Source organism: Streptomyces hawaiiensis, from assembly GCF_004803895.1.
Taxonomy (GTDB): Bacteria; Actinomycetota; Actinomycetes; order Streptomycetales; family Streptomycetaceae; genus Streptomyces; species Streptomyces hawaiiensis.
In genome coordinates this window covers 8,118,160-8,130,010 of sequence record NZ_CP021978.1, presented here as the reverse complement: position 1 = coordinate 8,130,010, position 11,851 = coordinate 8,118,160, and the positions used below count along the sequence as shown (strand labels likewise).

Sequence of the window (11,851 nt, the reverse complement as noted above, 5' to 3'; positions counted from 1 at the left end):
CGTCGGGGCACGGAGTCATGCGGTCCGTGATGTGGGTGCTGCTCGCCGTCGTGATGCTGGGCGTCGGGGCGGTATCCGCCTTCCAGGTCCGCGGGGCGCTGGAGCGGGAGCGGGAGTATCGCGGCGCGCCGGCCTGCGCCGCTGTGCCCGTCAAGGCGTCGGGGTGCGTGTGGGAGCAGGGGTTCACCGTTCGCGGCGCCGACATGAACCGTGGTGAGCGGGGCGAGTCCCCTGAGGCGGAGCTGGTGCCGTCGTCCGGCGAGCCGTGGGAGGTGACGTTCGTGCGCGCCGAGCCGGTGATGTCCGAGATGCAGCCGGGCGAGAAGGTCGTCGGTGTGATCTGGCACGGTCAGGTCGTCGAGGTCCGGGACGCCGAGGGCCGGCGGCAGCAGACGTCCGACGGGCCGGTGGGATGGCCCGAGGACCGTCTGGGCGGTGCGCTGGCCTGCCTCTCGTTCGGCCTGGCGGCCCTCGTGGGCGGGCTGTGGCCCCTGTTCGCACGGGGCGAGCGGCGGCACGTGACGGCGGCGAAGACGGTGCGGTGGCACGGCGTCGGTCTGGGCGGCACGGCGATCCTGACGCTGTGGGCGCAGGCGGCCAACGACTGGCCGCTGTGGGCCATTCCGGCGATCTGGGGGCCGCTCGCGCTGCTGCTCCTGACGTCCATGACGGCCTTCGCCCTCGGCGCGCTGCGCGGCGACCTGGACGACGACGCGCCCGCCCCGCAGGAGCCCCAGCCGCAGGCCTCGTGACCGTGTGACGTGTGCCGCTCACGTCTGCCGGGCGTGTACGGGACTGTGGGCGACGTCGTCCGGGCACGGGCGGTGCGGCTCCCGCGTCCGCCGGTCGCGCCGCCAGTCGTACGCCGCGAGGGCCAGGGACGCGGCCATGCCGACGAGCCCGGCGACCATCGCGAGGAAGAGGGCACCGCGGTAGTCGTCGCTCCTGCCGCCGAGCACCAGGTAGTAGAGGCCGGGCAGGGCGGCGGTGCCGACCGCGGCGCCGAGCCGCTGCCCCGTCTGGAGGGCGCCGCCCGCCGCTCCCGCCATGTGCACGGGCACGTCGCGCAGCGTCATGGTGATGTTGGGGGAGATCACGCACCCGCCGCCGACGCCGCCGACGAACAGGACCGGGGCGGCGAGCCAGGGGGCGATGTCGAGGGGCGCGAAGCGCAGCAGCAGCGCGGTGCCGCCCAGTCCGAGGATCACGCCCGTGAGGCCGCCCACCGTGAGCAGGCGGCCGAGCCGGTCCACCAGCCGCCCGGAGACCGCGGCCGCGACGGCCGAGCCGAGGGCGAAGGGGGTCACGGCGAGGCCCGACTCGAGCGGGGAGAAGCCCAGGCCGTGCTGGTAGAAGAGGGCGAAGACCAGCCAGACGCCGCTGAAGCCGATGAAGTAGAGCGTGCCGACGCCGGCGCCTACGGCGTAGCCGCGCACGGTGGTGAACAGACGCGGGTCGAGCAGCGGCTGGGTACCGCGGTCCAGCAGGCGGCGCTGCCAGCGGGTGAAGGCGAAGAGGAGCCCGGCACCGGCCGGGAACATCCACCACAGCCGGGTGAGCCCGCCGGTCTCCGCCTGCACCAGCGGGTACATGAGCGCGAGGACGCCGAGACCGAGGAGCACGACGCCGGGCAGGTCGAGGTGTTCCCGGCTCGAGCGCCGGGTGCGGGGCAGCAGGCGGCGGCCGAGGAGGACCGCGAGGATGCCGATGGGGACATTGACGTAGAAGATCCACCGCCAGCCCTGGGCGCCGTCGGCCAGGGCGAGGATCAGGCCGCCGGTGAGGGGGCCGACGGCGGAGGAGATGCCGACGGTGGCGCCGAAGAAGCCGAAGGCGCGGCCGCGTTCGCCGCCTCGGAACATCTGCTGGATGAGCGCGGAGTTCTGCGGGGCCATGAAGCCGGCCGCCAGGCCCTGGGCGATCCGGGCCGCCACCAGCAGCATGATGTTCGGGGCCGCTCCGCAGGCCGCGCTGAAGAGCACGAAGCCGCTGAGGGCGAGCAGGAAGATGCGGCGCCTGTCCAGGGCGTCGCCGAGGCGGCCGGCGGTGACGAGGGCGAGACCGAAGGAGAGGGCGTAACCGGACACCACCCACTGCACCTCGGCCGCGGAGGCGTGCAACTGCCGCTGGATGGTGGGCAGGGCCACCGCCACGATCGACACGTCCAGCAGGCTCATGAAGCCGGCCACCAGCGTGACCCACAGGGCCCGCCACCGGTTCGGGTCCGGCTCGTATCCGTCCTCCCGCGCGCCCTGGTCGTGGCCGCCCGCCGCTGACGCCGTCACTTGGGCTCCTCTCACCAGCCGCGCACCCGGCGAACCAGGTTCCCCCACCGGGGCACGGGCACACACCCGTCCCGGAGATCCTCCCGGACGGCGCGGCGACCGCCTCTCACCCAGAGCGCCCGTCCATCACGTTCCGTGACCGACCGGACGCCGCGCGAAGGGGTTCGTTTGAGCGCGCAAGATCTGTGCAGGCGTGGTGCTTGGGAAGACGAACGGCGAAAGGAACCACGTGATGGCGGCGACCGGCAACGACGAGTCGGTGGATCCCGCGGCGGTGAGACGGCACCGGACGCTGTTCCGGGCGATCGAGAAGCGACGTCGCCCGAAGCTGCGCCGCAGCGACATCACGGTGACCGACGACGCGGCGGTCAAGCGCGCCACCAAGGCCGCCGCCCTCGGCAACGCGATGGAGTGGTACGACTTCGGCATCTACAGCTACCTGGCGTCGACCATCGGGAGGGTCTTCTTCCCCTCCGGCAACGACACCGCCCAGCTGCTCGGCTCCTTCGCGACGTTCGCGGTGGCCTTCCTGGTGCGTCCTCTGGGCGGCATGGTCTTCGGGCCGCTCGGTGACAAGGTCGGGCGCAAGCGCATCCTCTCCCTCACCATGATCATGATGGCGGTGGGGACCTTCGCCATCGGCCTGGTCCCCTCGCACGCCGCGATCGGTCTGTGGGCCCCGGCCCTGCTGATCTTCTTCCGGCTGGTGCAGGGCTTCTCGACCGGCGGGGAGTACGGGGGCGCCTCGACGTTCATCGCGGAGTACGCGCCCGACAAGCGGCGCGGCTTCTTCGGCAGCTTCCTGGAGCTCGGCACGCTCGCCGGCTACGTCGGAGCCTCCGGCCTCGTCGTCGTCCTGCAGACCCTCCTCAGCGACGACCAGATGCTGTCGTGGGGCTGGCGCGTGCCGTTCCTGCTCGCGGCCCCGCTCGGCCTCATCGGCCTCTACCTGCGGCTCAAGCTGGACGAGACGCCCGCCTTCCAGAAGCTGGAGGGCGGCCAGGTGAAGGCGAGCGAGGCCGCCGACGCCGTGGAGACCTCGGCGGCCGCCGACCTCGGAAAGATATTCACGCGGTACTGGCGGCCGCTGCTGCTGTGCCTCGCGCTGGTCGCGGCGTACAACATCACCGACTACATGCTGCTGTCGTACATGCCGACGTACCTGTCCGACGAGCTGGGCTACGGGACCAACCACGGGCTGCTGATCCTGCTCGTCGTGATGGTGCTGCAGATGTGCCTCATCAACCAGGTCGGGCGGCTCTCGGACCGCTTCGGGCGCAAGCCGCTGCTGATGACGGGGATGCTCGGCTTCCTGTTCCTCTCGCTGCCGTCGTTCCTGCTCATCCGGCAGGGCAGCGTCGTCCTCATCGCCCTGGGCCTGCTGCTGATGGGGCTCTCGCTGGTGCCGATGCTCGGCACGATGTCGGCGGCGCTCCCGGCGATCTTCCCCACGCAGGTGCGCTACGGGTCGCTCTCGGTGGCCTACAACCTGGCCACCTCGATCTTCGGCGGTACGACACCGCTGGTGATCACCGCTCTGATCAGTGCCTTCGACTCGACCCTCATGCCGGCGTACTACGCCACGGGCGCCGCGGTCATCGGCGTCATCGCCGTGCTGTGCATGCGCGAGACCGCCAACAAGCCGCTGGCCGGCTCCCCGCCGTCCGTGGAGACGGAGGCGGAGGCGGAGGAACTGGTCCAGGCGCAGACCCCGCAGCCCAGGTTCTGACCGGCGGGAAAGACCCCTTCCGCACCGTGCGGGCGGGGTCTTTCGCGGTTGGGCGCGGGCAGGCCGGGAACGCGGTGGGTGCTACGACCCCCGAGGTGAGGCCGGTGAGGCGATGACCGAGTACGAACGTTCCCGCACGATGCCCGCACAGCCCGAGCACGTCTTCGACCAGGCCGCGAACGTCGGCCGGCTGGACAGCTGGCTGCCGGAGGCCCTGCACGTGGAGGCCGAGGAGCTGCCGGCCGTCACCGTGCACGAGGACCGCACCGACGAGGACACCTCCGCCCTGTTGCGGGCCCGGCGGGACCAGATGCGGCTCGAATGGGGCACCCGTGACCAGGGCGGCTACGCGGGCTGGCTCCAGGTCGCCGGGCTCGACGGCGGAGCCAGCGAGGTGACCGTGCACCTGTCGTTCTTCGACGACGGCCACGACCCGGGCGAGCGGGCCGTCACCGACGCCCTCGACACCAGTCTGCGGCGGCTGGAGGAGCAGGTGCGGCTGCACGTCGACCACGCGGCCGGCTGACCCGCCGTGGCGCGCTCCAAGCAGTACGCCGTCGCGGCGTCCGGGCAGTGGACCGACGAGGAGGAGGGGCGGCGCCGGCTGCCCTCCGGTGAGGTGCACGCCTGGGAGGCGGGCCGCAACGAGACGGTCTGCGGCCTGTCCCTCAGCCGTTCCCGGCTGGTCCGCTTCCCGCACGTCGGCTGGCCGGACACCTTCCCGGAGTCCGGCGGCGCCGCGGACCGGGTGCGGCGCCAGTGCCCGCGCTGCGCCTCGGTGGCGGGCCGCCGCGGACTCGACGCCCGCCCGCGATGGCAGCGTACGAATCCCCGGCCGTGAGGTTTCGGCCGTCCTTTCGGAGTGCCGGAGCGGACGGGGCACCGGGGCCACCACCGGTGCCGGCAACTCAGGCTCCTCCGCCCGCTCCTCCGCCGTCGTCCCGCTGGACTCGCCGCCCAGCCGCGGCCACATCACGCATGGCCAGCAGAAACCGCCGCACCACCGCCAGTTCCGCCTCGTCGAAGGACCGCATCGAGTCGACCATCCCGTGGATCAACGGACCGAAGAAGGACCAGCCCAGCTCGACGGCTTCGTCCCGCACCACCAGCAGCACGCGGCGGCGGTCCTGGGTGTCCCGCTCCCGGCGCACCAGCCCGAGCCGCTCCAGTCGGTCGACCAGGGCCGTGGTCGACGCGGAGTTCACTCCCAGCTGCGCACCAAGCCACCCCGGGGTGGCCCGCACGCCCTCCCGGCCGGCGTCCAGCAGGTGGATCAACGCGCGCACGTCCGTGGGATGAAGCCCGTTGCGGCCGGCGAACTCGGCTGCGAACAGGTCCAGTTCCATCGTCACGGCCCGCAGCAGATGGACCAGTCGCAGACCGGGATCCTGGTCGTCCATGCTTCACTCCTCTAATATCTCGTTGGTCGAGAGTATCGGTGAGCGAGGCATTGGGCGGGGACATGGATGACACGGCAGCATTCTTCGAGGCGTACGCCGCCGTCCTGCGACGGTGGCCCGTGCAGGTGCGCAGCGTCGACGTCCCCACCCCCTACGGCAGCACCCGGGTCCACATCGGCGGGCGCGAGGACGGTGTTCCGCTCGTTCTGCTGCCCGGCGGCGGAACGACCTCGGCCGCCTGGTTCGCCAACGTCGGCGCCCTGGCCCCGGCTCATCGGATCCACGCCGTCGACCTGATGGGAGACATAGGCCGCAGCGTGCACGACGGAGCACCGCTACGCGGCGCCGCCGACCTGACGGCCTGGCTCGACGCCCTCTTCGACGAGCTGAACCTGGACGGCGCGCACCTGTGCGGCCACTCCTACGGCGCCTGGATCGCCCTCAACTACGCCCTGCACGCGCCCCACCGGCTCGGCAGGCTCGCACTGCTCGACCCGGTCAACTGCTTCACCGGCATGAGCCCGCGCTACCTCGCGCACGCCCTGCCGATGCTGCTGAAGCCCACCGCCGGGCGCGTGCGCGCCTTCCACCGGTGGGAGACCGGCCGTGATCCCGAGGATCCGGTGTGGCAGGCGTTCCTGGAGAGCACCGCCACCGCCCGCCGGTCGAAGGTCGTGGCCATGCGGCGCCCCAAGGCACGGGCCCTTGCGACATGCACCGTCCCGACGTCGGTGCTGCTGGCCGAACACAGCCGCGCTCATGACCCACGGCGTGCGGCGGCCTCCGCGCGCCGGCTCCTGCCCGGGGCGAGCGTCGTCACCCTGCCGGATGCCTCCCACCACTCCCTCCCCACCGAACGGCCCGCCGAACTCAACCGGCTGCTGACGGAGTTCCTGGCCGTCTAAGGGATGTCCGCCCCGGGAAGCGGTCCGCGGTCAAGGCCGTCGCACACCGAGGCGGCGCCGCACACGGCGGCCCGGGGGCGGATGGGGACACCGTTGGTGCGCAGCACCTCGCGGACGTCCAGGATCAGGGAGAACACCTCGCGGTTGCGGTCCGCGCCCTGCTCGTCCCAGGCCCGCTGCTCGGCCTCGACGGCCATCCGGTCCTCGGCGAACACCCGCTCTGTGAAGCGCCGGATGAGCGGCCAGGCCATCTGCAGTGCGCCCGGGATCCGCGGCTTCTCGATCATGAGCAGGCCGAACGTATGGCATCTGCGCTGCTCGGCATCCTCGGGTACATAGGCGACCCAGAGGCGGAAGGCCGGCCGCTCGGCGTTCTCCGGGACCAGGTCCAGGCTCTGGTACGGGTACTGGGTACGGATCGTCATGACGTCGCGGGAGTCGCTGCCGCCGATGCCCTCGGCGGCCAGCAGGCTGGCCCCGCGGTTCCGCTTGCCCCCGGCGTGGCTGAAGAGGTACCTGGCCTCCACCGACCGCTCGTCGGTCCGGAAGTCCAGCAGTTCGGGACGGAGTTTGCCCACCACGCCCCGGTGGAGGAACTGGTGGTTCATGTCGAGCAGGTTCTCGTGCATGAACGAGTAGTGGCAGCGCACCGTCCGGGAGTAGGTCATCGTCCTGTACCGCGGCGAGCCGAACGCCGGCAGGTCGGGCAGCGGGGTGGCGGCCGCCTTGTCCGGGTCACCGGGGAACGCGAACACCAGGCCGTACGCCTCGCGGACGGGGTAGCCGCGCACGCCGCGCGGAGGACGGCCGTCGCCTTTGGAGAGGTACGGGATCTGCGAGATGCGGCCGTCGCCGCGATAGGCCCACGCGTGGTAGCAGCAGCGCAGCGCCTCGCCCTCCACGACGCCCATGCTCAGCGGCACCTGACGGTGGGCGCACCGGTCCTCCAGCGCGTACACGGTGCCGCTCTGCCCGCGGTAGAGCGCGATGCGCTCGCCTGCGAACGTCGTGGCGAACGTCCGCTTGCTCCGCACGTTCTTCGACAGTGCGACCGGATACCAGAAATCCGGGTTGGCTCCGACGCGCCGGAGGTCGACCGTGCCGGTACCCGGGTCACGGTGTGCCGAGGGCCACTCTGCCCCTGCAGAGAAGGTCCCGGCCTCGTCGGTCTCGGTCATACCTCTCCCTCACGCGTACGGGCAGCGACAGCCGCGCGTCACGTCAGGCAGCACCGAGCTGCCGACGCGGGCGCCCGGCACCGCCCATCCTGACCTCGACGGACCACTCGCGCCCTGCCCGGCGCGTACGGACGGGTGAGTCCCGGGGGCGCCGCTCGGTGGTCGAGCGCCGGACTAGAGGTCGATGGCGGGCAGCCCCGCCAGGCCCGTGTCGAGCATGATGCGGTCCACGGTCTCCCCCAGGGTGCTGTCGGCACCGATGACGGTCTCGATGCCGCCGGGCAGCAGGTCCAGTTCCCGGTACCAGTCCCGTAGCTGAGGCTCGCCGACCTCGTTCGCGATCGGCCTGGTGGCATGGCGGACGAGGGTCTCCTCGAACGGCACGTGCAGGTAGTACGCGTGGGTCGGCCCACAGTGGTCGGCCCGCAGTCGGGTGAGCATCTCGCCGTAGCGGTCGGCGTACAGGATCCCCTCGACCACGACGTGGTACCCGGCATCGAGCGCGTAGCGGGCCGTCAGATCGATCAGACCGATGTTCGCCGCGCCGGGCCGGTCCCGCTCCCGCAGCACGACACGGCGCAGGTCTCTTCACTGGTGCCACGTCAGGGCCTCACCCATCCGCCGACCCACCAGTCGTGGGGCTTGCCGTCGTTGGCGATGCCGCGGTTGCGCAGTGTTCCCTCGACGGTGAAGCCCAGCTTCTCGGCGACGGCGCGCGAGCCGGTGTTCCCGGCCATGGCCCACCACTCGATGCGGTGGACGTCGAGCGTGGCCCACCCCCAGTCGCACAGCGCCCGCGCGGCCTCGACCGAGTAGCCCTGGCCGCGCTGCGCCTTGACCGCCCAGTAGCCCAGTTCGTAGACGCCCTGGCTCACCTTGGTGAGGCAGTACGAGCCGACGAGCGCCGCGCTGTCCTTGCGGAACGCTCCGAGGATGTAGTCCTTGTCGGTGGCCCAGCCCTCGGGCCACTCCTCGCGGACCCGCTTCTCGGCGTCCTGCCGTCTGAAGGGCACGGGAACCGGTGTGTAGAACTGGATGTCCTCGTCCTGGCATGCGTCGTACACCGCGTCCACGTCACCCGGCCCGAAGGGCCTCAGCACCAGACGCCCGGTCTCGAGTGTCACTGGATCCACCGCGTCAGTATGAGCGCCGCCCAGGGCCTACGACCAGCGAATATCGCCGCGGGCTGCGTCACAGGGCGTCGCCCTGAGAGTGCCGGGGTCGTGCGGCCCGCCCGGTGTCGGGGAGACGTTACGCGCCCGGCGGCCTCGACGCGGGCGCCGGTTCCGGCGCAGTGCCCGGCTGCTGTGAGCCGCGACGCCGTAGGGAACGGGCAGCCGAGGCGGACCCCGGCGGGGCCGGCATCGCACCGGCGCCGGGGCTGGGTGCCGCCCCGGCGCCGTGCCCTGTGGGTCACTCCTCGTCGCGCAGCCGGGCCGCCAAGGACGTCAGCGGCTCCGTCTCCTCGGTGTGGCCCAGAGCGGTCAGGTGGGCGATCGCGGTGTCCAGGCGGGTGAGGGCGGGGGTGGGGCGTTCCAGGTAGAGGCCCTCCACGGCACCCGCGAGGCGGACGCACTCGGCCCACTCGCCGGCGTGGTCGTCGTCCTCCCCTCCCGGCTCACCGAGCAGGGCGAGGGCCTTGTCCAGAGCCGTCAGGGCGTCCTCGTACGCGCCGGCGTAGGCGTTGACCCGCCCGTGTTCGTAGGCCAGGGCCGTGTCCAGGGAGCGGCCGTGCGCCTCGTACCCGGCGGCGCGGGCCTCGTCGGCGACCCGGCCGGCGTCGGCGAGGAGGACGAGGGCGTCGGGCAGGCCGTCGGGGCCCTGCTGCTGCGCCTGGAGACGGGCGAGTTCGCGCAGGGAGTTGCTGAGATGCTCGTAGCGCGGCGCCCGGGCATGGGCGGCGAGTGCCTGGTCGGCGGCCTCGCGGGCCCGGCCGAAGTCGCCGGACTCGGCGAGGAGTACGGCCGTCTCCGCGGCGATCATGGCGTGGCTGCCCGGGTCGTCGTCCCAGCCGGCGGACTCGGCGGCGAGGGCGACGAACTCCGCCGTGGCGGCCTTGAGGTCCTCCCCCGCATGCAGCGCGCGGGCGCGGGTAAGGCGCAGTTGGGCGATCAGCCGGTCGTCCAGCTCTCCGGCGGCCGGTTCGGCCAGCAGGGAGTCGAGCAGCGCGATGCAGTCCTCGACGCGGCCCAGGTCGAGGCTGAGCTGGGCGGCGTTGCTGTAGGTGCAGTACGCGTCGGTGCGGCTGCCGTGGCGCAGGTCCAGCTCCGCCGCGCGCGTCAGGTGCCGCAGTGCCTCGTCGGGCCGGCCCAGGCGCAGGCAGGCCTCGGCCAGGTCGGCGTGCAGGCGGGTGGCGCCGATCGCCTCGGCGGGCCAGTCGGCCGCCAGGCGCAGGCCCTCGGCCAGGGCGGTGTACGCGGCTTCGGGGTCCTGAAGGACGAGCTGGAGCCGGCCGCGCAGTCCGCACGTGCGGGGCAGGTGCCAGGCGGGGCCGTGCGTCTGGAGCCGTTCCAGGAGGGCGTCGGCCTCGGTGACCGCGGTGGGCAGGTCGCCGGAGATGGCGTACGTGGTGGCCCGCAGCAGGTGGGCGACGGAGACCTGACCGGCGAGGTCGTGCCGGGCGGCGAACTCGCGCAGCATGTCCGCCTCGGCGAAGACCGGCGCGACGTGCTCCTGGCTTCCCGTCGTCTGCAGGCGCTGGGCGAGCGCGGACGCCCGCAGCCGCAGCAGGCGGGCCTCCTGGTACGGGGTGAGGCCGGGCGTCTCCTCGTGCATGCGGACCATGGACGCGTGGGTGGCGGTCAGGGCGGCGGCCTTCGCCTCGGGTCCTTCGGCGTCCTCAGCGGGGATCTCGGCGGTGGCGAGCAGGACGCAGGCGCGGGCCAGGGCGGCGTCCCCGGGTGCGCCGGCGTCGTCGTACAGGAACGCGGCCTCCTCGTGCAGGGCGGCGGCGTCGGCGAACTCGTCCCTCTCGTGCGCCCGGTTCGCCTCGTCGGTCAGCAGGTCCGCGCGCAGTCGGGCGAGCGGGCCCACGGCCGGGTCGTCGGGGTGCGTGTAGTCGCGGGCAGCGACGAGCGTGCGCAGCCGCGCCCAGCAGGCCCGGGCGTCCGGGTGCCCCTGCTCGTCCGCCGCCCGTGCGCGGAGGATGAGCTCGGGGAGCGCGTCGGGGACGGCGGTCGACGGGCGGGCGGGGGCCGTAGCGACGGGGGCTGCCGCTGCCGGGGCCACGTCGTCCAGGCTGCGGGTGCGCAGGGTCAGCTCCAGCGTGTCCAGGAGTGGGGCGCGGTCCAGACGGGTCCTGCGGCGGTCGGCGTGGGTCGTGGTGCCGTTGCGGGCGTCGAAGCGGACGGCGAGGGCGTCGGCGCGGCCCCGCACTTCGGCGCGCAGGCCGGTGACGGTCCAGGTGCGGCCCGCGTATCCGGCGGTCGGCAGCTCGCCGTGGTCCAGAACCTCGACACGCTGGAGGAGGGCCTCCACGCCGGTGAGGAAGTCGAGCTGGTCCAGCGGCGAGTCGACCTCGTCGAACAGGTTCCGGTTCTCGGCGAGCAGTTCCAGGCCGCGGGCCTCGTTGCCGGTCAGCGCGCAGAACTCCAGGTGCCGGCCGACCTCCCCGGACATCGAGGGGTTGCGGCGGCAGGCGCGGTAGCCGGCCAGGTGCAGTTCGCGGGCCCGGTCGGTGCGGCCGGTGCGCAGCAGGGGCAGCAGCGCGTACGACAGGGAGCGGGCGGGCTCCTCCTGGCAGGACTCCTTGCCGGCCAGGACGGGCTCCCAGGCGCGCAGGGCCCGTTCGTCGTCGCCCGCCGTGAGGTGGTACAAGGCGCGCTCGCAGATCTCGCAGGCCTCGCAGTCGCTGAGCCGGGTGCGGCTGCGGCCCGCCCACAGCTCGTAGGCGAGGGCGGTGTCCTCACCGACGTGGGCGGCGAGCTGGTACGCCTGTCCGTAGTAGGGGTGGAGGCCGAGGCCGGCCTTGTCGTAGCGGTCGCGCATCTCCGTCAGCCACTGGCGCAGGCTGGCCAGCGGCACCTCGGGCAGGGCGCGCAGGGCGTTGGACACCCACTTGAACCGCCAGAACAGCATGTGGCGCAGGCGGTCGTCGAAGACGTCGGGCTGCTCGTCGAAGAGGGTGAGCAGGCGCGCGAAGACGACGGGCGACTTCCGGGGCTCGGAGCCGTAGGTGTACGCCTCCTGGAGTTCGAGGAGCGCGTGGACGAGCGGCACGGGCTCCGCGAACTGCTCGGCGACGTCGACGAGTTCCTCGGCGGTGACGGTGCGGGTGCGGCCGTAGGGGCGCCGGTCGTTCTCCTGGAGCGCCTGGTACAGCTCGTCGGTGGTCTGGGGTGCGGTCGTCGGCATC

Annotated in this window: 11 protein-coding genes; 5 read left to right on the top strand and 6 right to left on the bottom strand. The window is 72.9% G+C overall.

What is annotated here, in order from left to right:
- Window positions 1-17: 17 nt before the first annotated feature.
- Window positions 18-752, top strand: coding sequence for a hypothetical protein (locus CEB94_RS36895; RefSeq protein ID WP_246112032.1), 735 nt, complete (start codon window positions 18-20; stop codon window positions 750-752).
- 18 nt (window positions 753-770) lie between these two features.
- Here the strand turns inward: CEB94_RS36895 and CEB94_RS36890 are convergent, their stop codons facing one another.
- On the bottom strand, window positions 771-2,285 hold the full coding sequence (locus CEB94_RS36890) for an MFS transporter (RefSeq protein WP_175436286.1): 1,515 nt from the start codon (window positions 2,283-2,285) through the stop codon (window positions 771-773).
- Between the two features lie 232 nt (window positions 2,286-2,517).
- Here CEB94_RS36890 and proP point away from each other — a divergent pair, with 232 nt between their 5' ends.
- The 3 genes from proP (at window position 2,518) to CEB94_RS36875 (ending at window position 4,855) form a co-directional block, all read left to right on the top strand.
- Window positions 2,518-4,014, top strand: coding sequence for a glycine betaine/L-proline transporter ProP (proP, locus tag CEB94_RS36885; RefSeq protein WP_175436285.1), 1,497 nt, complete (start codon window positions 2,518-2,520; stop codon window positions 4,012-4,014).
- Between the two features lie 112 nt (window positions 4,015-4,126).
- Window positions 4,127-4,540, top strand: a complete 414-nt coding sequence (locus CEB94_RS36880) for an SRPBCC family protein (RefSeq protein ID WP_175436284.1) — start codon at window positions 4,127-4,129, stop codon at window positions 4,538-4,540.
- A 6-nt stretch (window positions 4,541-4,546) separates the two neighbouring features.
- Window positions 4,547-4,855, top strand: a complete 309-nt coding sequence (locus CEB94_RS36875; RefSeq protein WP_175436283.1) for a hypothetical protein — start codon at window positions 4,547-4,549, stop codon at window positions 4,853-4,855.
- A gap of 67 nt (window positions 4,856-4,922) precedes the next feature.
- On the opposite strand, the gene CEB94_RS36870 is transcribed toward CEB94_RS36875, so the two are convergent.
- Window positions 4,923-5,414 (bottom strand): MarR family winged helix-turn-helix transcriptional regulator, encoded by a 492-nt coding sequence (locus tag CEB94_RS36870; RefSeq protein WP_175436282.1) that lies wholly within the window; start codon window positions 5,412-5,414, stop codon window positions 4,923-4,925.
- A 62-nt stretch (window positions 5,415-5,476) separates the two neighbouring features.
- On the opposite strand from CEB94_RS36870, the gene CEB94_RS36865 reads away from it, so the two are divergent.
- Window positions 5,477-6,319 (top strand): alpha/beta fold hydrolase, encoded by an 843-nt coding sequence (locus tag CEB94_RS36865; protein ID WP_175436281.1) that lies wholly within the window; start codon window positions 5,477-5,479, stop codon window positions 6,317-6,319.
- On the opposite strand, the gene CEB94_RS36860 is transcribed toward CEB94_RS36865, so the two are convergent.
- The 4 genes from CEB94_RS36860 to CEB94_RS36845 all read right to left on the bottom strand — a co-directional run bounded on the left by CEB94_RS36860 (window position 6,316) and on the right by CEB94_RS36845 (window position 11,850).
- Window positions 6,316-7,497: an aromatic ring-hydroxylating oxygenase subunit alpha gene (locus tag CEB94_RS36860; RefSeq protein WP_175436280.1), complete on the bottom strand. Its 1,182-nt coding sequence runs from the start codon at window positions 7,495-7,497 to the stop codon at window positions 6,316-6,318. The two genes, CEB94_RS36865 and CEB94_RS36860, sit on opposite strands and share 4 nt — an antisense overlap.
- Window positions 7,498-7,671: 174 nt before the next feature.
- On the bottom strand, window positions 7,672-8,079 hold the full coding sequence (locus CEB94_RS36855) for a P-loop NTPase family protein (protein ID WP_246112220.1): 408 nt from the start codon (window positions 8,077-8,079) through the stop codon (window positions 7,672-7,674).
- Between the two features lie 20 nt (window positions 8,080-8,099).
- Window positions 8,100-8,630 carry a GNAT family N-acetyltransferase gene (locus CEB94_RS36850; RefSeq protein ID WP_175436279.1) on the bottom strand — a complete coding sequence of 177 codons (531 nt, stop codon included), beginning with the start codon at window positions 8,628-8,630 and terminating at the stop codon, window positions 8,100-8,102.
- A 280-nt stretch (window positions 8,631-8,910) separates the two neighbouring features.
- Window positions 8,911-11,850: a hypothetical protein gene (locus tag CEB94_RS36845; RefSeq protein WP_175436278.1), complete on the bottom strand. Its 2,940-nt coding sequence runs from the start codon at window positions 11,848-11,850 to the stop codon at window positions 8,911-8,913.
- Between the last annotated feature and the right edge of the window lies 1 nt (window position 11,851).